The organism is Kocuria sp. KD4 (assembly GCF_011769905.1).
Classification (GTDB): domain Bacteria; phylum Actinomycetota; class Actinomycetes; order Actinomycetales; family Micrococcaceae; genus Kocuria; species Kocuria marina.
In genome coordinates, this window is the sequence record NZ_CP050449.1 from 2,418,269 (window position 1) to 2,438,573 (window position 20,305).

General features: G+C 69.7%; 16 protein-coding genes and 1 tRNA gene. 9 read left to right on the plus strand and 8 right to left on the minus strand.

Going from position 1 to position 20,305, the window contains the following annotated elements; genetic code table 11:
• Positions 1 to 117 precede the first annotated feature (117 nt).
• Positions 118 to 621: a DUF456 domain-containing protein gene (locus HBK84_RS10785; RefSeq protein WP_085106516.1), complete on the minus strand. Its 504-nt coding sequence runs from the start codon at positions 619 to 621 to the stop codon at positions 118 to 120.
• A 233-nt stretch (positions 622 to 854) separates the two neighbouring features.
• Here HBK84_RS10785 and HBK84_RS10790 point away from each other — a divergent pair, with 233 nt between their 5' ends.
• A complete protein-coding gene (locus tag HBK84_RS10790; protein ID WP_144931580.1) occupies positions 855 to 3,602 on the plus strand; it encodes a multicopper oxidase domain-containing protein in 2,748 nt (915 codons plus the stop codon).
• A gap of 53 nt (positions 3,603 to 3,655) precedes the next feature.
• Here the strand turns inward: HBK84_RS10790 and HBK84_RS10795 are convergent, their stop codons facing one another.
• Positions 3,656 to 8,728, minus strand: coding sequence for an NAD-glutamate dehydrogenase (locus HBK84_RS10795; RefSeq protein ID WP_167318879.1), 5,073 nt, complete (start codon positions 8,726 to 8,728; stop codon positions 3,656 to 3,658).
• A 352-nt stretch (positions 8,729 to 9,080) separates the two neighbouring features.
• On the opposite strand from HBK84_RS10795, the gene HBK84_RS10800 reads away from it, so the two are divergent.
• Complete coding sequence (locus HBK84_RS10800; protein ID WP_167318880.1) at positions 9,081 to 9,914, plus strand: formate/nitrite transporter family protein; 834 nt, start codon at positions 9,081 to 9,083, stop codon at positions 9,912 to 9,914.
• Between the two features lie 13 nt (positions 9,915 to 9,927).
• Here the strand turns inward: HBK84_RS10800 and HBK84_RS10805 are convergent, their stop codons facing one another.
• Both HBK84_RS10805 and HBK84_RS10810 read right to left on the minus strand, forming a co-directional pair.
• Entirely contained in the window at positions 9,928 to 10,473 is a 546-nt protein-coding gene (locus tag HBK84_RS10805; protein ID WP_167318881.1) for a histidine phosphatase family protein, read from the minus strand.
• A 196-nt stretch (positions 10,474 to 10,669) separates the two neighbouring features.
• Positions 10,670 to 11,116 carry a YsnF/AvaK domain-containing protein gene (locus tag HBK84_RS10810; RefSeq protein WP_064845575.1) on the minus strand — a complete coding sequence of 149 codons (447 nt, stop codon included), beginning with the start codon at positions 11,114 to 11,116 and terminating at the stop codon, positions 10,670 to 10,672.
• Between the two features lie 105 nt (positions 11,117 to 11,221).
• Here HBK84_RS10810 and HBK84_RS10815 point away from each other — a divergent pair, with 105 nt between their 5' ends.
• The 3 genes from HBK84_RS10815 (at position 11,222) to HBK84_RS10825 (ending at position 13,638) form a co-directional block, all read left to right on the plus strand.
• Positions 11,222 to 11,857: a tetratricopeptide repeat protein gene (locus HBK84_RS10815; RefSeq protein WP_035964882.1), complete on the plus strand. Its 636-nt coding sequence runs from the start codon at positions 11,222 to 11,224 to the stop codon at positions 11,855 to 11,857.
• Positions 11,854 to 12,903, plus strand: coding sequence for an aldo/keto reductase family oxidoreductase (locus HBK84_RS10820; protein WP_167318882.1), 1,050 nt, complete (start codon positions 11,854 to 11,856; stop codon positions 12,901 to 12,903). The genes HBK84_RS10815 and HBK84_RS10820 overlap by 4 nt, the downstream gene beginning before the upstream one ends.
• Before the next feature lie 183 nt (positions 12,904 to 13,086).
• Complete coding sequence (locus HBK84_RS10825; RefSeq protein ID WP_167318883.1) at positions 13,087 to 13,638, plus strand: DUF2617 family protein; 552 nt, start codon at positions 13,087 to 13,089, stop codon at positions 13,636 to 13,638.
• A 33-nt stretch (positions 13,639 to 13,671) separates the two neighbouring features.
• Here the strand turns inward: HBK84_RS10825 and HBK84_RS10830 are convergent, their stop codons facing one another.
• Complete coding sequence (locus HBK84_RS10830; protein ID WP_064845578.1) at positions 13,672 to 14,148, minus strand: thioesterase family protein; 477 nt, start codon at positions 14,146 to 14,148, stop codon at positions 13,672 to 13,674.
• A gap of 117 nt (positions 14,149 to 14,265) precedes the next feature.
• On the opposite strand from HBK84_RS10830, the gene HBK84_RS10835 reads away from it, so the two are divergent.
• The 3 genes from HBK84_RS10835 to HBK84_RS10845 all read left to right on the plus strand — a co-directional run bounded on the left by HBK84_RS10835 (position 14,266) and on the right by HBK84_RS10845 (position 16,259).
• Complete coding sequence (locus HBK84_RS10835) at positions 14,266 to 14,904, plus strand: YdcF family protein (protein WP_240918982.1); 639 nt, start codon at positions 14,266 to 14,268, stop codon at positions 14,902 to 14,904.
• Positions 14,905 to 15,192: 288 nt separating this feature from the next.
• Positions 15,193 to 16,056 (plus strand): metal-dependent hydrolase, encoded by an 864-nt coding sequence (locus HBK84_RS10840; RefSeq protein WP_167318884.1) that lies wholly within the window; start codon positions 15,193 to 15,195, stop codon positions 16,054 to 16,056.
• Between the two features lie 119 nt (positions 16,057 to 16,175).
• A tRNA-Leu gene (locus HBK84_RS10845) sits at positions 16,176 to 16,259 on the plus strand.
• Positions 16,260 to 16,438: 179 nt separating this feature from the next.
• On the opposite strand, the gene HBK84_RS10850 is transcribed toward HBK84_RS10845, so the two are convergent.
• The 3 genes from HBK84_RS10850 to HBK84_RS10860 form a co-directional block, all read right to left on the minus strand.
• The gene (locus HBK84_RS10850) at positions 16,439 to 16,651 is read right to left on the minus strand and encodes a DUF2087 domain-containing protein (RefSeq protein ID WP_035964901.1); all 213 of its coding nucleotides are present in this window, start codon (positions 16,649 to 16,651) and stop codon (positions 16,439 to 16,441) included.
• Positions 16,652 to 16,819: 168 nt separating this feature from the next.
• A complete protein-coding gene (locus HBK84_RS10855; RefSeq protein WP_167318885.1) occupies positions 16,820 to 18,292 on the minus strand; it encodes an LGFP repeat-containing protein in 1,473 nt (490 codons plus the stop codon).
• Between the two features lie 235 nt (positions 18,293 to 18,527).
• A complete protein-coding gene (locus HBK84_RS10860; RefSeq protein ID WP_167318886.1) occupies positions 18,528 to 19,367 on the minus strand; it encodes an arylamine N-acetyltransferase in 840 nt (279 codons plus the stop codon).
• A gap of 129 nt (positions 19,368 to 19,496) precedes the next feature.
• Between HBK84_RS10860 and HBK84_RS10865 the strand changes: the two genes are divergently transcribed.
• Positions 19,497 to 20,240, plus strand: a complete 744-nt coding sequence (locus HBK84_RS10865) for a hypothetical protein (RefSeq protein ID WP_167318887.1) — start codon at positions 19,497 to 19,499, stop codon at positions 20,238 to 20,240.
• Positions 20,241 to 20,305 lie beyond the last annotated feature (65 nt).

The following is a 20,305-nucleotide window of genomic DNA, read 5'->3' on the forward strand; positions in this document are numbered from 1 at the left end:
GTCCACGACGGCTTTGGAACGCCTGGGAGTTCCTCAGCGGCCCGGGCATGGCTGAGAGTTACCGCGTGGCCCGGGGTGACTCATAAATTCGCCCGCGGGCGGGCACCGGGGTGGACCTCAGTTCACGGTGACGAAATAGACGATCGCCCCGATGATGAACGTCAGCGAGGCCAGCAGTGCGCACGACAGTTCCACCAGGATGCCCACGCCCATGGCCTTCGCGGCCACCCAGGATGTGCTCAGTGCGGTGTTGAAGTCTCTGTTGCGCACGGTCTCGGACAGCAGGAGCCCCACCACGAAACCGATGAACAGGCCTACCACGGGGATCACGAACATCCCGATCACCGCGCCCACCACACCGAAGAGCAGCGTGCGGTTCGGGATGGCCCGGCGTTTGAGCTTGCTGCCGGTGAGCACGAGACTCGCGGACATCCCCGCGAGGAGGAGCGTGCCGCCCAGGGCGAGCACGACCCACCCCTCGGGGGCACGCACCACGAACGCCCAGATGATCAACCCGATCAACGCGGTGATGGAGCCCGGGAGCACCGGGACCACGATCCCCACGCAGCCGATGACGATGAGGACGGCTGTCGCGATGGTGGCGATGATGTCTGCGGTCACGCCCTCATCGTACGGGCAGGGCCGCTGACGAACGGCCCGCCGCGGCGGAACGCGGCGCGCGCGGGGGTCGTCATCGACTGCGCAACCCATGCACAACACCCGGCGGCACCGGTGGCTCCGCAGACCCATGGCCCGTGAACCGCGATCCGAACAGCGGTCCCCGTGGCGGTCCGGGCGGCACTGGCAGCCGCCTATTATGGTATTTCGTACACCAATTATGGAACGGATTCAGCGTGCCCCCCATCAGTGCCCCGCAGCGGCCCAGCACCTCCACCGCCCGCAGGGGCCGCTCATGGCACCGCACCGCGGGCAAGCCCGTGCGCTGGTGGCTCGTGGCCCTCGTGATCGTGATCGCAGCGCACCGGTGGATCCCGGACACCCGATGGCTCATGGTGCACATGGTCACGCTCGGGCTGATCACCACGTCCATCATGGTGTGGTCCCAGCACTTCACCGAGGCACTGCTGCACCACAAGCTCCCGGACTCCGGCCGTCCGCGGCAGATCGTGCGGATCTACGGGGTCACGGTGGGCACCGCCCTGTTGATCGTGGGGATGCTCGCGGGGTGGTGGTGGCTCACTGTGGCCGCGGCCACCGTGATCGGCGTGATGCTCACCTGGCACGGCCTGGCCCTGCTGGCACAATCGCGCACCGCACTGCCCGCGAGATTCGGACTCACCGTGCGCTGGTACGCCACGGCCGCGTTCTTCTTGCCCGTGGGGGCGGTGTTCGGCACGATCCTGGCCCGCGACCTCTCCGCGACGTGGCACTCCCGGCTCCTGCTGGCCCACCAGGCCGTCAATGTCCTGGGTTTCGTGGGCCTCACCGTGTGCGCGACCCTGCTGACGCTGTGGCCCACGATCCTGCGCACCCGGATGCGCGACGACGCGGTGCGGTTGTCACGTATCGCTCTGCCCCTCATGGCCGCGGGCAGTCTCCTCGCTGCCGTGTTCGCGGTGCTCGGAACGGCCCCGCTCACGGCCGCCGCGTTGCTGCTCTACGCCGCCGGCGCGGCCACGGTGGGGTGGCTCATGCTGCGCACCGGGATGCAGCGCCGCCCCGAGGGTTACATGGGATGGTCCGTGGCCTCGGGCATCGCCTGGCTCGTGATGACCACGGTGCTGGCCGCGTGGCTCGTGCTGACCCGCGGGGTGGAGACCTCCGTGGCGCAGTCCCTCACGATCCCGTTCGTGGCGGGATTCCTGGTGCAGACTCTCTTCGGCGCCATGAGCTACATCCTGCCCTCGACCATGGGCGGCGGCCCCGCAACCGTGCGCGCATCTCTGGCCGCCATGAACCGTGCCGGGGTCTACCGCGTCACGGTCGCCAACCTGTGCATCGCGTTGTTCGCCCTGCCCGCCGGGGTCCTGCCCTCGTGGGTCCGCGCGCTCGTGTCGATCGTGGGGGCCGTGGTCCTCGCGGCCTTCATCCCGCTCATGATCTCCTCGGCCAAGGTGGCCATCGCCGCACGACGCCGCGCCGTCGCCGAACGCGCGGCCGGCACAGCACCCACGGACCGCACCGGGGCAACCGCTGCCGAGTCCTCCCGCCGCGGGACGGGAACGGCCACCCAGTTCCTGGCCGGGGTACTCACGGTGCTGCTCACGATCGCGGCGGGGATCGCCGTCGCACCCCAGTCCGCGGGTTTCTCTCTCACGGGCAGCAACAGGTCGAGCGCGGAGGGCACCGGGGAAACCACCGAGGTCAGGATGCATGCCCAGCAGGACATGCGTTTCGACCCGTCCGAGATCCGGGTACCCCAGGGAAACCGCCTGGTGATCCACCTGACCAACGACGACCCCACCACGGTGCACGATCTCGTCGTCGCCAACGGCGCCACCTCCGGCCGCCTGGACCCGGGAGCCTCCGCGACCGTGGACGTGGGAGTGATCACCGACAGGCTGGAAGGCTGGTGCTCGGTGATCGGTCACCGCTCCATGGGGATGACCGTCGACGTGATCCCCGTGGACGCACAGGGCCAAGAGGTCACCGCCACCGGAACGGATGGCGCCCACGGTTCACACGGGCACGCGGAGAACACCGGAACGGACCCGGCGCAGGCGGCGGATCTCAACGCCGCCCCCGGTGAGGGTTTCACGACCCGTTCCCCCGAGCTGGCCCCCGCATCGAACGAAACCGTGCACCGGATGACGCTGGACGTCCAGGAAGTGGCCCGCGAGGTGGCCCCCGGCGTGACCCAGGACGTGTGGACCTACAACGGTCAATACATGGGGCCCACGCTGCGCGGGAAGGTGGGTGACACCTTCGAGATCACTCTGACCAACGGCGGCACCATGGGTCACTCCGTGGACTTCCACGCGGGGGACATCTCCCCCGACCAGGCCATGCGCACGATCGCCCCCGGCGAATCGCTCGTGTATCGGTTCACGGCCCACCGTTCCGGGATCTGGCTCTACCACTGCTCCACCATGCCCATGAGCAGTCATGTCGCAGCGGGCATGTTCGGCGCGGTGATCATCGATCCCCCGAACCTGCCGAGCGTGGACCGTGAGTACCTGCTCGTGCAGAGCGAGACGTACCTCGCGGCCCCGTCCCCGGATCAACCCGGCCTCCCGGAGGGGGTCAACGCGGTTGTGGATCCGGAGAAGATCGCCGCGAAGCAACCCTCGTTCACGATGTTCAACGGCCATGCCACCCAGTACATGCACGACCCGCTCACGGCCCGCCCGGGAGAGCGCGTACGGATCTGGGTGCTCGCGGCTGGCCCGTCCGAGGGGTTGAGCTTCCACGTGGTGGGCGGCCAGTTCGACACCGTCTACGCGGAGGGCGCGTACCAGCTCTCTCCCGATGGACCCGGTAATCCCGGTGGGACGGGTGGCGCTCAGGCCCTGGATCTCGCACCAGCGCAGGGCGGCTTCGTGGAACTCCACTTCCGCGAGCCCGGGACCTACACGTTCGTCAATCACTCGTTCGCCGAGGCCGAGCGGGGCGCCCGGGGGCTGATCCGGGTCCAGGAGTGAGCGGGGCCCGGGCGACGTCGCATCGTCACCCGGACCCCCGGTCACGTCCCGACTCAGTCGGTCAGTGCGCTGCGCAGCGTCCGTAGCGCCACGGACAGCGCGGCGAGTTCGGCGCCGGCGTCTCCGCTGTCGGCCATGGACTCGATCTCGTCCAGGACCTCCCGCAACCGCTCGAGCCGGTCCGCGTTCTCCTGCTCCCACGCCTGGATCTTCTCCTGGGCGTTGTCCCCCGGGGAGTCCAGGGCCTGACCCGCGAGCGCCACGAGCGTGGAGTACAGGTCCTCGCGCATGGCGATCCGGGCCATGTTCTCCCACCGCGTGGTCTGCGGCAGGGCCGTGATCCGGTTGAGCAGGTTCTCCAGGCCGTAGCGGTCGAACAGGGCGAAGTACACGCGGGCGATCATCTGCACGGTCACGCCCTCGCCGGAACCCTGCGCGGTATCGTCCGACGATGCCGCGGCGTCGCCGGGCTCGTACCCCGCGATGCCCTGCGCCTGGGCGAGCCGGGCGACGTCGAGCAGTGCGAACGCGTCGAGCAGTTCCGCCCATTCCACGGCGAGTGCGCGGGGCACGCCCTGGCGCTCGGCGAGCTCGGCCTCGGTCCGGGCGCGCTCGGCGGATTCCTCGCCCAGCAAGCGGTCGTTGCCGAAGCGCAGTGCCACGATGGGCCGGTACATCTCCACGAGCTCCTGGATTCCGGAGTCGGTGTCCTGGCGGTGCAGGAACCAGCGGACCACGCGGTCCAGCAGCCGCCGCATGCGCAGCGACATCCGGTTCCACAGCTCCAGGGGCACCTCCGCGTCCAGCTGGGCGTGGCGGGTGGCATAGCTCTCGAGCTCGAAGATCTCCATGGCCACAGTGAACGCGCGGGCCACGTCCACGAGGTCCGAACCGGAGTCGTCCACCACGCGGTACGCGAAGGCGATCCCGCCGTAGTTGATGATCTGGTTGGCCACCACGGTGGCGATGATCTCCCGGCGCAACGGGTGGGTGTCCAGCTTGTCATCGAAGCGCTCCCGGATCTGGGCCGGGAAGTACTGGGACAGCGTGCGGTGGAACCAGGGGTCGTCCGCGAGGTCGCTGTCCACGAGTGCCGCGGAGAGCTGGATCTTCGCGTACGCCGTGAGCACGGACAGCTCCGGGCCGGTCAGGGGCTGGCCCTGGGCGGCGCGCTCGCGCAGCTCGGAGTCGGAGGGCAGGAACTCCAGCTCCCGGTTGAGGTCCGCGTGCTCCTCCAACCAGTGCATGAGCCGGATGAACGTCTCGGTGAATTCCACACCGCGAGCGCGCTCGGTGGTCAGCAGGACGTTCTGGGCCACGTTGGTGCGGAGTACGAGTTCGGCGACCTCGTCCGTCATGGACTCGATGAACTCCGCGCGCTCGTCCGTGGAGAGCAGGCCGGCCTGGACCATGCCGTCCACCAGGATCTTGATATTGACCTCGCGGTCGGAGGACTCCACGCCGCCGGAGTTGTCGATCGCGTCCGTATTGACCAGGATCCCGTTCAGCGCGGCCTCGGTGCGCCCGAGCTGGGTGGCCCCCAGGTTGCCGCCCTCACCGATGACCTTGACGCGCAGGTCCTCGCCGTTGACGCGGATGGCGTCGTTGGCCTTGTCCCCGACCTCCTGGTTGGTCTCGGTGGACGCCTTCACGTAGGTACCGATGCCACCGTTGTACAAAAGGTCCGCGGGCGCGAGCAGCACCCTGCGCACGAGTTCCTGCGGGCTGAGCGACTCGACGTCGTCCTCGATCCCGAGCGCCTCGCGCACCTGCGGAGTGATGGGCACGGACTTGTCCCGGCGCGAGTACACGCCGCCGCCCTCGGAGATCACGTCCCGGTCGAAGTCCTGCCACGAGGTGCGCCCGGCGGTGAACAGCCGTTCGCGCTCCTGGTAGGAGGCCGCGGCGTTCGGGGCGGGGTCCAGGAAGATGTCCCGGTGGTCGAACGCGGCGATCAGGTGGATGTGCTCGGACAGCAACATGCCGTTGCCGAACACGTCCCCGGACATGTCGCCCACGCCCACCACGGTGAACGCCTCGGACTGGGTGTCCACGCCGAGCTCGAAGAAATGGCGCTTCACGGACTCCCACGCACCCCGGGCGGTGATGCCCATGGCCTTGTGGTCGTAACCCACGGACCCACCGGACGCGAACGCGTCACCGAGCCAGAAGCCGCGCTCCAGGGAGATCGCGTTCGCGGTGTCGGAGAACGCGGCCGTGCCCTTGTCCGCGGCGACCACCAGGTAGGAGTCGTCGTCGTCGCGGCGCACCACGTTCTCGGGGTGCACCACGGTGTCCCCGGCCACACCGGAGGTCTCGGCCGACTCGCTCGCACCGCCCTCGGAGCCCGGGGTGGAATCACCGCGGGACGACGACGCCGTGTCCCGCGCGGTCCCGTCCTGCGCGGTGCCGGTCTCGGCCTCGCGCTCGATGTTGTCGGTGACGTCCAGCAGGGAGGCAATGAACAGCTTGTAGGCCTCCCGACCCTCGGTCAGCCAGCCCTCGCGATCGGTCGCGGGATCCGGCAGCTGCTTGGGGAAGAACCCACCTTTCGCACCCGTGGGCACGATCACCGCGTTCTTGACCATCTGCGCCTTGACCAGCCCCAGCACCTCGGTGCGGAAGTCCTCGCGCCGGTCGGACCAGCGCAGACCGCCGCGGGCCACCTGGCCGAAGCGCAGGTGCGTGCCCTCCACGCGCGGGGACCACACCCAGATCTCGAAGGCCGGGCGCGGTTGCGGGGCCGCGGGGATGGCCTCCGGGTCCAGTTTGAACGCCATGGTGGGCCGGCTCTGGAACACGTTGGTGCGCAGCGTGGCCGTGACCACGTCCGCGAGCGCGCGGAACAGCCGGTCCGCATTCAGGCTGGGGACCTCGTCGAGCACCCCGGCCAAGCGCTCCAGGGCGCCGTTGCGCGCCTCGTCGCGGGCGGCGTCGTCGTCGGTGAAGCGGGAGGGGTCGAAGCTCGCCGAGAACAGCTCCGCAAGCTCGTGGGTGGCCCGCGGGTAGTCCACCAGAGTGTCCGCGATGAACTCGAACGAGTTGGGGTAGTTCAGCTGCAGCAGGTAGCGCACGTAGGCGCGCAGCACGGCCACGGTGCGCCAGCCCATGCGCTCGGTGAGCACCAGGCGGTCCAGGCTGTCCGACTCGGAGCGGTTGGAGAGCACCGCGCACAGGGTGTGCTCGATGAGGTCCTCCGTCTTGGCGTCCTCGGGGCCCTGGGGGTCCACACCCTCGGGCAGCTCCACACCGAAGTCGTAGAGCTGGAACTCGCGCCCGTCCGCGGGGGTGACCGTGTAGGGGCGCTGGTCCAGCACGGTCAGGCCCATGTTGTGCAGCAGCGGCAGCAGCTCGGTGAGGGACAGCGCCTGGGTGAGGTAGATGTTCAGCCGGACCTGGCCGTCCGCGGTCTGCGCCACGCGCACCTCCGCGGGCAGGTCAGGGTCGCGGCCCCACAGCTCCTCGCAGCGCTTGAGGTCCTGGATGGCCTCCTCGATCTCGTAGTCCTCGCGGTACGAGCCCGGGAACGCGTTCTCCCACACGGGGCCCAGCGCACCGGCCTTGTCATCCTCGAACTCCAGGCCGATCGCCCGGCCCAGGGACTCGGGCCAGGAGCGCACCGCCGCGCGCAGGCGGGCTTCGAGGTCCTCGTGGTCGAAGTCCCGCACCTCACCCGTGTAAGGCAGCCGGATGCGGAAGAACAGGCGGGCCAGGGAGGAGGAGGTCAGGCGCACCTCGAAGTCGATGGCCTCGGCGTCGAAGACCTCGAACAGCTGGGCCTCGATGCGCTGGCGCACCGAGGTGTTGTAGCGGTCCCTGGGCAGGAACACCACGGCGGACATGAAGCGCCCAAAGGTGTCCTGGCGCAGGAACAGACGGGTCTGGCGGCGTTCGTTGAGCCCCAGCACACCCCCCGCGGTCTCGTAGAGCTTCTCCGCGGACATGTGGAACAGCTCGTCCCGTGGGTAGTCCTCGATGATGCCCATGAGGTCACGGGCGGAGTGGGAGTCCGGGAGGAAGCCGAAGCGCTCGACCACCCGCTGCACCTTCTCGCGCACGAGCGGGGTCTGCTGGGCCGGGACCGAGTAGGCGTGGCGGGAGAACAGCCCGAGGATCAGGTACTCGCCATCCACATCCCCGTTCTCGGCGAACGTGCGCACCCCGATGTAGTCCAGGTACTCGCGGCGGTGGATCGAGGAGCGGCGGTTGGCCTTGGTCACGAACACCACCTGGTGGTCGCGCGCGTGGGCGCTGCCCAGGCCCGTGAGCTTCTGGGCATGGCCCTCGGTGCCCTGCTCCCGCAGTAGCCCCAGGCCCGTGTCCGGTCGCGAGTGCAGCACGGCGTCCTCGCCGTCCACCTCGAGGTCGTAGCGCTTGATGCCCATGAACACGAAATTGCCGCCGCGCAGCCACTCCAGGAACTCCTGGGACGCGCCCACGTCCGGCAGCCGCGAGCCGTCCTCGAACGTGATGTCCTCCAGGGGCGCGAGGGAGTCGGCGATGCGTCGGGCCTGCTCCAGCATGGCCTCCTGGTCCTCCGCAACCCGGCGCACGTCCGCCACGAGCGCCTCGATGTGGCGCGCGAGCTCCCCGCGGGCCTGCTCGTCCAGGGTGCGGTGCAGCTCCACGCGGATCCAGGACTCCACGGCGGTGTGTGAGCGCCCACCGGCGGCGCCGCCCACGAGCTCGTCCGTGATGGGGATCGAGGTGGTGTCCCCGGAGGAGACCGCGGAGATGTTGGGGACCTCCCCCAGGGATCTCAGCACGTCCTCGGAGTCACGTGCGGCGAGCAGCAGCGGGTGCAGCACGAGCTTCGCGCCACCCCAGTTGGCGGCGATCTCCGTGGTCAGCGTGGACACCAGGAACGGCATGTCCGTGGTGACCATGTACAGCACGGTGTCCCCGTGGTCCTCCCGGACCTCGATGCACAGTTCGTCCGTCCGGCGGCTGCGCCCGACCTCCCGGTGGCTCTCCGCCCGTTCCGTGAGCACCTGCTGGTCCGTGCCCGCCATGTCCGCATCCGGGACCGAGCGGTAGTACTCGTTGAGCCACGCCTGCTCTGCACTCCATCGCGGCCGCTGCCACACCGTGGGGATGGCCTGGGTGGTGGCTTGAGGAGAGGTCACTGCTGCATCACGCCTTAGCTGTCGTTGAGTTGGGATGTCACTCCACGGCGTGGCTCGTGGTGCCCGGTGGGGCACGGCACACAGACCTCCGCCGGACCGCTCGCCCCGGAACCCATGACGTCTGCCTAACCCACGGCCACACTGCCGCATGTTCCACCACCATAGGACCCCGCGAGCACCGGGACCAGGCGCCGCGCGTGTTCGCGCGAGCGTTGCACGGCCCTACACTCATGCAGTTACGGTTTTCCCCTCGCACCCCGCCCACCGGCGACTGCGGGTGCCCGTGACCCCGCAGCCAGGGCGACCCCGCAGCCGGGGCGCAGCCCCCCCCACGACAGAAAGCAGAGCAGTCATGACCAACGTGAACCCATCGGATGTGGTGGCGAACGCCGTCACCGCCGGGGAGGCCAAGGCCACAGCGCCCTCCGGCGCCCTCGTGCTGCGCGGCGTGCTGGGCGGTGCCGTGCTCGCGGCCACCACCTCGTTCGCGGTGTCGGCCACCGTGAGCTCCGGCTCGCCCGTGGTGGGCGCCCTGCTCTTCCCCGCCGGCATCACCATCGTGATCCTCATGGGCATGGAGCTGCTTACCGGCGGCTTCGCCCTGACCCCCATGGCCGCGCTGCGCGGACTCGTCCCGTGGTCGGCCGTGGCCCGGTACTGCCTGATGGTGACCATCGGCCACATCATCGGGGCTGCGCTGTTCGCCCTGCTCTACGCGGGCACCCTCACGGGCTTCGGCTCCCACGACGCCGGCGCGCTGGGCAAGAAGTTCGCCGACACTGCTGCGGCCAAGACCACTGCCTACCAGGCCATGGGCTTCGCGGGCATGGTCACGGTGTTCGTCAAGGCCGTGCTGTGCAACTGGCTCGTGTCCCTGGGCGTGTTCATGGGCATGGTCTCCAAGGACACCATCGGCAAGATCGCCGCCATCTGGCTGCCCATCATGGCGTTCTTCGGCCTGGGCTTCGAGCACGCCGTGGTCAACTTCTTCATGATCCCCATGGGCATGCTCATGGGCGCGGACGTGGGGCTGGGCGACTGGTGGATCTGGAACCAGATCCCTGTGCTGCTGGGCAACCTGGTGGGTGGTTTCGTCTTCACCGGACTCGCGCTGATGTACGCGCACCGTCCGGCCCGCACGGAGGCCACCGAGACCGCGGCCGCTCGCCCGGGCGCAGAGCAGTAGTCCGGTAGGTCGGTCAGGGGGCGGCAGCCAGCTGCTGCGTGGTCACCTCGACCACTTCCCCGTTCTGCAGGCTCGGCAGCTCGACCCCCAGGATCCGGCCCGCGGTCAGGCGGATGAACGTCCCGTGGGCCACGATCATCACGTCCTGCTGCGGGTACCGCGCGGCGATCTCGCGCAGTACCGCGATCCCCCGCTGCACCACGTGCTCGGCCGCCTCACCGTGCTCCTCCATGAACGCGTGCCGCTCGTCCTCTGTCATCCCGGTGCAGTCGTAGCCCTCCGCGTCCCCGAAGGAGCGCTCCGCGAGGTCCGCGTAGGTCCCCGCCGGCGCGAGTCCGAGCTGCGCCCCGATGATCCGGGCCGTCTCCCGTGCGCGCTGCAGGGGAGAGGAGACCAGCGCATCCCAGTGTCGCCCCGACGCCGCGAGTTCCCGGCCCACCGCGCGGGCCTGTTCCCTGCCCGTGTCGTTGAGGGGGATGTCCGTGCGGCCCTGCAACAACCGTTGCAGGTTCCAGTCCGTCTGGCCGTGGCGGATCAGGGTCAGGGTCGTTTCGTTCACCCCACCAAACTACCCCGCGGGCACCCTGATGCCGCAGCGGCGTCGTCACCCTGTGACGCGGACGCGGACGACGCCGCATCCACCGCGGGTGCCGCTGGCCGGGGGTTCCGTCGCGAGGGCGGACGACGACGGACCGGCACCCCGCTCGGAGATGCCGGTCCGTTGGAAGCTCTTGCCGCGGGCGACGCCGCGTGGCTCAGTGCGCGGGGCGCTCGTCCGTCTCGATGTCCACGCGCTCCTTGCGCAGGGTCTCCTCGATCACCTCGGTGCGCTCGACACGCTCGGCGACCAGGCGGACACGCTGGTACGGGACCCGCATGGTCTGCACCACGGGCTCGGTGCGGTACAGGATCAGTTCGTCCTCACCCACGGGCAGCTCGCGACCGTCCAGGAACGCCTGACGCTCCTCCTCGGTGATGGGGGTGCGCACCACGTTGGCCTCCTCCGAGGCGAGGGTGACCTCCTGGCGGACGGGCTCACTCACCACGTACTTGCGCAGCCGGGCACGGCCGGTGACCTCCTCCTCGCGGTTGATCACCAGACGCTCCTCGTGACGGATCACGGAAGCATGCTCGTCGTCCGGGGCTGCTGCGTGGCGGGGATCGCGCGAGTCCTGCCCCGGTGCGGTGTTCTGTACTGCCATCCTGACCTCCTGGGAGAGTGTGGTTTTGAGATTAGCAGCCGGGTTCCGAATCGGCCCACCATGTAGCATCCTTAGATTCTTACTGGGTCCCGGGAGGTTGATCTGATGAGTTACTCGGATGACGGCAACGGTTATTTCACGCGTGCTCTGGACGCCGAGGACCGCGGTGAGCACGCCCTCGCGGAGACCGCGTACCGGCAGGCCATCGAGCTGTTCCACGAATCCGGCGACACCGCCAAGGAACTCGCCGCGTGCCACTACAACCTGGGCCACATCTACGTGGTCATGGAACGCACCAGCAAAGCCGTGGCGGAATACCGCACCGCGCTCGAGTACTTCTCCCAGCTCCCGGGCAGTGGCAAGCATAAGGCCCGCGCGCACCTGATCCTGGGGTCCCTGCTGGTCGAGACCGGGGAGTTGCGCGCGGCCGAGACCCAGTTGTTGGACGCCCTGGGCCAGTACCTGGACGCCCCCCACGAACCCCGCGACCAGGCCGACTGCTACAGCAACCTCGCACGGGTCTACCGCGAGACCCAGCGCAACGCGCAGGCTGTGACCGCGTACAACCGCGCCGTGGACTTCTACGAGGAGGTCCCCGATTCCCTGCGCGACCGCTCCGACTGTTTCACGGAGCTCGGAACGGTCTACGAGAGCACGGGCAAACTCGACGAGGCCGCCGCCGCGTTCGCCGAGGCCGCCCGCCTGCGCCGCGGCGCCGAGCAGCAGGGCGGGCGCCCGTGAGCAATCCCCTGATCTACGGGTGCATGACCCTGGGTGGCTCCTGGGGTCAGGAGTCCGTCCCGGCGTCCCAGTACGACGTCGCTCGCGAGGCCGTGTACGCCGCGCACCGGGCCGGGTTCGAACTCTTCGACCACGCGGACATCTACATCGGCGGCGCCTCTGAAACCCTGTTCGGTCGCATCCTGGCCGAGGACGCCCTGCTGCGGCGCGCGGTGCGGATCCAGACCAAGTGCGGGATCAAGCTGCCGGGTAACACCGGGCCCCAGGGCTCACCCGTCCACTACCGACTCGACCGTGACTCCGTGCGGTCCTCCCTGGAGGGGTCCCTGCAGCGGCTCGGCGTGGACCACGTGGAGCGGTTGTTCCTGCACCGCCCGGATCCGCTCACACCCCTGGGCGAGACCGCGCGGGCCCTGGACGAACTGCACCGTGAGGGCCTGATCGGTTCCGTGGGGCTGTCCAACATGACGCCGCATCACGTGGCCGCGTTCCAACAACTGTTGAGCGTGCCCGTGACCGCGGTGCAGATCCAGATGAGCCTGGCGCACCGCGATTTCGTGGAGTCCCAGGTGCTCGCCAATCACCCGGAGGGGACCGGGGTGTCGTTCCCCGGTGGGCTGCTCGCCCAGTGCATCGCGGACGAGATCGAGTTGCAGGCATGGGGTGCCATGGCCGGCGGGATCTATTCGGGTGCACCCGCGCCCGCGTCCGGAGCTACGTCCGCGCCGGCCGCCTCGTTCGGGGAGGACGGGATGGGCGGTGCGGAGACCGGGGGTGCGGCGTCGTCCTCCGGCGGTGCGAACGAGGACCCCGTACGGCGGACGAGCGCCCTCGTGGAGCAGCTCGCCCAGCGCATGGGCGTGTCCCGCGAGGCCGTGGTGGTGGGTTGGTTGCTGCGCCACCCGTACGGTATCCGCCCGATGGTGGGGACCTTGAACCCGCAGCGGATCGCCGCGTGCGCGCAGGCGCCGCGGGCCGCCGAGCTCATGACCCACGAGGACTGGTACGCACTGTGGACGGCGGCGCGGGGCCGTCCGCTGCCCTGATCCAGCCCCTGTCACCGCAGCCGTTCCGGCACGCACCGCGTCCGTGTGGGCCCGGGTGGCATATATGCGTCGTCATCAAACGGTGACCTTCCGGTGCTTGCTCGCGCACCCGCTTGGTGGATATTTTCTTCTGTAAAGCCGATGCGGCGGACTGCCGCGGGGCCGAAGAGGGAGAACAAGGCTATGGAGCATCGCTGGCTGACCCCGTTGCACGGGCATGTCGTGTGCCGCCCGGAACAGTTCGGGTACCGCACGGACCTGGGCGTGCTGGACGCACCGGCCGGGCGCTCGCTGCGAGTGGACGAGCACACGGTCGTGGAACTGCGTGTGGGTTCCTTGCACCACCAGTGCGTGATCACCCACGCCGGGGAGCAGTGGGTCGAGACCGTGGGTCTGTTCGACGACACCGCAGCGCAGCTGCCCACGCTGTGCAGCATCGCCCACCCCACGCCGTTCGCCTCGCACGTGGAAGTGGGCTGCACGGTCACCGAGCACTCCCCTCGCGGTCTGCAGCGGGAGCTCGCGCGCCTGCACGACACCCTGGATGCGGCGCCCCTGGCGGTGTGCGTCCAGGACACCGAGGACCCCGCGGCGGTCACCGCTGCCACATGCCACGCGGACCCGGACTCCCACGCCGTGCTGTGGTGGACGTGGCGGGTCTTGCCGGAAAGCGGCCACATCCTGCGCACCCGCGCGCAGCTGCGGTTGCGGACCCCGGTGAAGCTCGCCGCCTGAGCGGCGTCGGCGCGGTGCGCGGGTGTGCGCAGGTCAGAACGGCGACGGCGCCGTATACGGTTCCAGCAGTTCGCGCTGTTCGGGGGTCAGGCGCACCACCGTGCGCGTGCTCGGGAGGTAGAACGCGAGCTGGGTCTGGGCGCGGACGCAGGGAGCGCCGTCGGCGAAGTCGAGGATCTCGAATCCCAGGACCAGGGTGGCGGCCCGGGCGGAGACCACCCACACGCGCACATCCACGGGGACGTTGCGGTACGCCAGGGGGCGCAGGTACTTGACCCGGTGCTCGGCGATCAGCGCCTGGGTGCCCTCCGGGAGCACTGAGAACAAGGGGATCTTGGCCGGCAGGACCTGCTCGCCCGTGCCTACGGGGACGCCGAACGCGGCGATGCGCGCTTCCTCGAGCACACGGACGACCTCCACGTTGTTCACGTGGCCGTACGAGTCCATGTCCCCCCACCGGAGCGGAACCTGGCAGGTCATCGAACGTTCGAGGTGGTCGTTCGAGCGCATGAGCTGACTCCTTGGTGGGTGTTTACCGGTACGAGATGCAGAAGCCTCGGAAGGGGTTCCGCTGGATGAGATGATATCCGCGGCATTCCTGTAAAGCCCCACATCGGAAGGACATCCGTGGCACACGCGGCCCCCGGGCAGACCCTCGCCAAGAAGCGGCGGTGGCCCCTGCTGGTGTTGACCGTCCTGACGATCCTCGTGGTGCTGTGGCTCGCGGTGTGCCACGCCGTGCTGGACAACCCCCGCGTGGATCCGCCGAAACGATCTGACGCGGTGTTCGTGCTCGGACCGCCGGACACGTCCCGTATGGCCTACGCGGAGGACCTCGTGTTCAACCAGCACGTGGCGGACACGCTGGTGATCTCCGCCCCGGACCCCCAGCCGTACGAACCACCGCAGCTGCAGGAGTACTACTCGACCCGCCCGTTCTGCGCGCCCCGGGAGGGCGTGGAGGTGATCTGCTTCAAACCGGATCCGTCCACGACCCAGGGCGAGGCCATGGAGCTGCAGAAGCTTTTCGAGGAACGCGGGTGGGACACCGTGACCGCCGTGACCTTCACCCAGCACGCGCCCCGATCGCGGCTCATCCTCTCCCGCTGTTATCCCGGTGAGCTACGCATGTCCGCCGTGGACTTCCACATCACGGGCAAGAGCTTGCTCATGCAGTACCTGCACCAGACGGGCGGCTTCCTCAAGGCCTGGCTCACACCGGGGTGCGATCAGCAGCTCCCCTGGAACCCCAAGTCTCTGGACTGACGCTTCACGCTCACGAATCGAGGGGTGGTGCGCGGACCCACCCACGCTGGTTCGGCAGGGCAGGACATGGCCCCACGCGGGTGACTGAGGCGCGGTGCACCGACCGTCGTGAACGGATGGCGCGGGGCATGGACGCGCGGTGGTCGACTGCCGCGCACAGTGCGGATCCGAGCAGGTCGCCGAGGCGGCCTCCGCAGCCGCTTATGCAGGTCGGAACCGGTTCCTACCCTGGGGTCTGCTCCTTCCCCGAGGTCTTGAGAGGACCACCACCATGCCCAGGTTCCCCCGATGATGGGCCCCAGCCATGCCGCGTGCGGTGCAGCCGCGTGGGTGGCGCTGACCGGTACCTACACCGTGCACCTCGCCGACGTCTCCGTCCCGGTGGGTCTGGGGGTGATGCCCGTGGGCGACCCCGGCGTCATCACCGGCGCGCTGATCTGCGCCGGCGCGGCCCTGCTCCCGGATCTCGACCACCCCGGGGGCACGGTCGCCCGCTCCCTCCCGCCACTGTCCACGTGGGTGGCCCGGGCGGTCGGCAAACTCTCCGGGGGCCACCGCAGGGCCACACACTCGCTCGTGGGGCTGCTCCTGATCATCGTCCTCGCGCTGTTGTCCCAGCGCGCGTCCGTCCCCGTGGGGGACGCCCTGCGCTGGAACTCCTTCTCCTGGCCCGGGACGGAAGGTCAGGCGGGAGAGATCCCGGACGCCGCGGCGTCGTTACCAGGACAGGTGTGGCCCCTGGCGGCGGTGCTGTCCGTGCTGCTCATCGCGTGCGCGGTGAAGGTCCTGGCGTTCGTCCCGGACCGGCTCTCCCACGCGAACTGGATCGTGGGCATCCTGCTGGGGGCGTTCGTCGCGGCGAATCCCCCGCAGAACCCGCGCTGGTTCGTGGTGGCCGTGGGTCTCGGGTACGCCGTGCACATGCTGGGGGACCTGCTCACGACCCAGGGGATCCACCTGTTGTGGCCCCTGCGCACGTCCCTGCCGCTGCCCACCACGTTCTACAAAGGCCGCTCGTTCGTGCGCTTCCCCGTGCTCGGCAACGCGGGCTCCGCCCGGGAGATCGCCCTGCTGGTCCCGGTGACGCTCTACGCGCTCGCCGGACTGTTCTGCGCCGGCGTCACGTGGGCGGGACTCACGGTGAGCATCTGAGGCGCCACAGCGCCGTCGCCCCTACCGGGAGTTCGACGGCGCCGCGATTCGCCAAACGTCGCACGCGTCAGGTATTCTTTTCGACGTTGCTCACCGACGAATGCCGCGTGGAACAACGAGCGCGAGTGGCGGAATAGGCAGACGCGCACGGTTCAGGTCCGTGTGCCCGAGAGGGCGTGGGGGTTCAACTCCCCCCTCGCGCACCGCAAGAAGTCCCGTTCGACCGGAAGGTCGGGCGGGACTTCGTCATTCGCGGGGCCGGTCCAAGGCAACCGTTATCCGGCGCTCCCCACCGGACGGCTCCGTAGAACCGAAGCCGACGGAGACCGCGGGAACCCTCCGTATCGATGGTGCGGCCGGCCCCTCGCGCCGCGGCCCCCGCTCAATCCTCGGTCAGTTCGTACCGGGTCCCGTCCGGAGCGCGCCTGAGCACTCCCATGTCCACGGCGTGCCGGCGGAAGAACGCGGCGTCGAGCACGAACATCCGCAGCCGCTCGTTGAGCGCGGACTCCGCGACGGCTTCCCCGGGGCGCACGACCCGCCGGGCCACCGCGGCCACGACGTCGTCGACCCAGCGCACGGGCAGGCCCGGCACGCTGCGGGTCAGATCCGCGCGCTGGCCAAGAAACTGCAGGCGCCGGTCGTGTCCCTGCGCGGGGGCCGGGGCATCACGCCCTCGTCCGGACCATGGACGCAACACCCCGGGTGGCACGCCCCGGACGCACGGTGGTTGCCGTGCGTCCGGGGCACCGGTCGGGTACCGCTACCCCCGACTCACCGTGACCTTGCCGGTGGAGCGGTGCCACGTGGCCACCACACCGCGGGAAAAGCGCTGGGCCATACCGCCGGAGACGGCGTACTCGTCGGTCGCGGGGTACCCCCACGCGTGTTCGTGCCCGGCCTTCTGCCAGGCGGTACCGATCCCGCCGCTGAGCTTGATCACGCGGGTGCCCGTGGCCGGGGAGTACATGGCGCGGTAGCGGGCGTTGCCGTTGCGGAAGTCCTGGTAGGCGCCGCCGGGGATCTTGCGCTCCGCCATTACGGGATAGCCCCACCCGCGCTCCAGACCGGCAGCCTTGTAGGCGTTACCGATGCCGGTCCCCCACTTCACGGGGTGGGCGCCGGTCGCGGGGCTCCAGTAATACGTGTAGTTCTTCGTGAAGCCCTGGTAGACCCCGCCCGCGCGGCCCGTGGGCTTCTCCGCCGACGTCGGTTGCCCGTATGTCCCCATCCCGCCCGTGGCGACGTAGTCGGTCCGGATGGCCCCGCGCAGCCAGGACGTCTGAGGGGTGCCCAGTGTGGCGTTCTGGCCCGTCGTCGTCGGCGCGGGCGGCAGCGTGGCCAAGCCCTGGGCGATCAGGCCCACGATGTCGTAGTCGTCGTGGTTGTAGCCCTGCAGGGTCTTGAGGGAGGTGCGGGTGAACCCGTCCGCCCGGAACCGCTTCATGCCCTGGGCTGCGGCGGCGGACGCGGACCACGTGGGCGGGTTGGTGCTGCCGGCCACGTCCTTGGTCCCCGCGTGCCACGTGATCGGGAGGGAGCGCACCGCGGCACTCGGCGCGGTCTGCATGCCGCTGGCACCGCCGCCGCCGATGATTGTCGCACCGCCGCCACGGATCCAGTTCTGCCGATCGGCCAGCAGCTCGTACGTGATGAACTCCGCGCCACCCGAGTAGCCGGCGAGCCACACGCGGGAGGTGTCCAGGTCGTAGGTCTTCACGAGGCTGTCCTTGAGCGCGCGAAAGTAGTCGCCGTTGCCGTCCGCGTCCTCCCACCACGTGATGCCGTTGGGCTTGAGCTTGTGGTCCGGGGAGATGGGGACCACCAGGATCATGTTCTTCTTGCGGGCCTGAGCGGCCAGTGCTGTGAGCGCGGTCCCTTGGGGGCTGTGCACCCAGGTCTCGCCGGGGTTGTCGTAGTCGCCGCCCAGGTAGAACAGCACACCCACGGCCTTCGAACGGTCGATGCCGTTCGTGTAGATGTGGTAGCTCGAGTTCTTGCCCGCGGCCTTGAAGGGTTTGTGATGGGCGGTCGCGGGAAGGGCGGGGGCCTGAGCCGCGTGCACGGGCGCCTCGGGAACCCGCGGCGCGGTCCGGACCGCGGGAACTGCGGGAGCGGCCACTGCGGGAGCGGCGTTCGCCGGGGCCAGGAGTGACGAGGAGAGCGCCAACGGGGACAGCGCCGTGACCACGGCGAGGGCCGCCGCGGGCACCACGGAGGAACGGAAGAAACGCATGGGGGGCTGCTTTCTACATGGGGGGGTATTCAGTTGTGGCCCGCTCGGTCAGCTCATTCCGGGCGCAGCACTGGCAGAGCATCGGGGGAAATGCTCAGCCAGGTGAAGATCATGCCATCGGCGTGATGGAATTTTGCGAACGCGAAGCCCGTGCCGCGTTAATTTTTGGTGTCCCGGCCGCTCGCAGTCGTCGCCCCCCACGACTGGCCGCCTGCGGCCGCCGATCCCGCCCCGATCAGCCCCTCATCCGGGTCACGGCGTCGGTGAGCTGCGCGTCTTCCTCCTCGGTGATCCGCACGCCCAGATCCCGGACCTCGGTCACGATCTCCGGGGCCGTCAGTTCCCGCTGCCGGGTCGGCCGCCCAGGGGTGCGCACGGTGGTGCCGTGTTCGGTCACGGTCACGTGGCCCCGCGGGGTGTGCTTCATGACCATGAGGTGATGGCGGAATATGGACTCCGCACCGGTCGAGGTCTGCAGGTGGCCCATCCGCACGTCCGCGGGGTGGATGGTGGACTCGTCCAGCACGTGTTCCATGGCCCCGTCCCGCTCGAACGACCACACGGGCCAGCCCTCGTCCGTGACCCGCCCGATCGAGAAGGTGCGGTCCCCCTCCACGCGGCGAGCGCCGTCGTGCAACGGGATGGGACCCGTGATGCTGAAACCGAAGCCGGGATCGCACAGGTAGCGTGTGCCGGCAAGGTCCACGAGCACGGTCATGTGGGTGCGGGGGCTGTCGAACGAACGCACGCGGCCCAGGGCGCGGCGCACGGTGAAGCCCAGCGTTTCCAGAACGGCCGCGAACAACTGCGAGTGCTCGAAGCAGTACCCGCCGCGGCGGCGTCGGACGAGTTGGTCCTGCACGGTCGCCAATTCCACCCCGGGATGCCGTCCGAGCAGCACCTCCACGTTGCTGAACGGGAACGTGAAAACATGGGCGCGGTGCAGCCGTTCGAGCAGGCCCAGGTCCCGCGGGGCGGCGGCGAGCTGCGCGGCGTTGACGTCCAATGCCGCGAGGTAGCCGGGGACATCCACGTCCTCGATCCGCCACGGGGACGCGGGGCGTTCGTTCATCATGACCTCCGGGGGCACGGGAGCGGGCCGGTACGCGGGGCGCGGCAAGGTTGACCCGGCATCATGGTGACACACGACCGCGCCCCGATAAGGACCCGTCATGCACCCGCACACCACGTCCCCGTCCCCCTCATGAGCCGCGCTCCGGGACGCGCCGCCGGCTGGACGTTGGGTCTGCTCGTAGTGCTGGCCCTCGTGGTGGGTGCCGTGTGGGCCGGTTCGGGACCGCTGCGTTCGATCGTGTCGAGTGCCCCTCCCGCACTGGGCAGGGCGGAATGCACGGTGACCACGCAGGACGGGGACGTCCCTCTGACCCGCGAGGAGGCCAAGGCCGCGACCACCGCCGTCACGCGCGGTGCGGACGCCTCCGCAGTACCCGGCGTGGAGCCGACTGTCATGGAGCGTCTCATGCACGGCCCGCCCGACGACGCCGGGCCCAGCCTGCGCTGCCGCGGGCACAGCAGCGGGGGACTCGAGGCGCAGGAGATCACCCCCTCCGGGCTGACGCCCCGGGCCGAAGCGGTCCGGGACGCGATGATCGAGGTCTTCGGCCCCCTGAGCCTCGGCGGTTTCGCCCCGGGCGGTGTGGGCCACGGACATGGCGAGAATTCCACGCACTACGACGGGCGCGCCGTCGACGTGTTCTTCCGCCCCGTGACGGAGGAGAACCGCCGGCAGGGGTGGCAGCTCGCGCACTGGCTCGTGGCCCACGCCGAGGACCTGGACGTCCAGTACGTGATCTTCGACGACATGGTCTGGGGTTCGCGCTCCCCCGCCGGGCGCTGGCACCCCTACAACGCGCCGCCGCCCGCGAACGAGATCCTGCGCCACCTGGACCACGTGCACGTGGACGTGGTGCGCGGGGAGCCCGCGTAGTCGTCGCGCACTCCGGCTCCGTCCCGTAACGTGATGAATCAGCCCGCACGACATCCGTTGCGGTC

What these genes read in the sequence shown, in the direction of transcription:
- HBK84_RS10815 (WP_035964882.1), top strand. Translation starts at nt 11,222, where the DNA reads ATGAGTTACTCGGATGACGGCAACGGTTATTTCACGCGTGCTCTGGAC.
- HBK84_RS10865 (WP_167318887.1), top strand. Translation starts at nt 19,497, where the DNA reads ATGAGCCGCGCTCCGGGACGCGCCGCCGGCTGGACGTTGGGTCTGCTC.
- HBK84_RS10855 (WP_167318885.1), bottom strand. Translation starts at nt 18,292, where the DNA reads ATGCGTTTCTTCCGTTCCTCCGTGGTGCCCGCGGCGGCCCTCGCCGTG.
- HBK84_RS10825 (WP_167318883.1), top strand. Translation starts at nt 13,087, where the DNA reads ATGGAGCATCGCTGGCTGACCCCGTTGCACGGGCATGTCGTGTGCCGC.
- HBK84_RS10860 (WP_167318886.1), bottom strand. Translation starts at nt 19,367, where the DNA reads ATGATGAACGAACGCCCCGCGTCCCCGTGGCGGATCGAGGACGTGGAT.
- HBK84_RS10840 (WP_167318884.1), top strand. Translation starts at nt 15,193, where the DNA reads ATGATGGGCCCCAGCCATGCCGCGTGCGGTGCAGCCGCGTGGGTGGCG.
- HBK84_RS10800 (WP_167318880.1), top strand. Translation starts at nt 9,081, where the DNA reads ATGACCAACGTGAACCCATCGGATGTGGTGGCGAACGCCGTCACCGCC.
- HBK84_RS10830 (WP_064845578.1), bottom strand. Translation starts at nt 14,148, where the DNA reads ATGCGCTCGAACGACCACCTCGAACGTTCGATGACCTGCCAGGTTCCG.
- HBK84_RS10810 (WP_064845575.1), bottom strand. Translation starts at nt 11,116, where the DNA reads ATGGCAGTACAGAACACCGCACCGGGGCAGGACTCGCGCGATCCCCGC.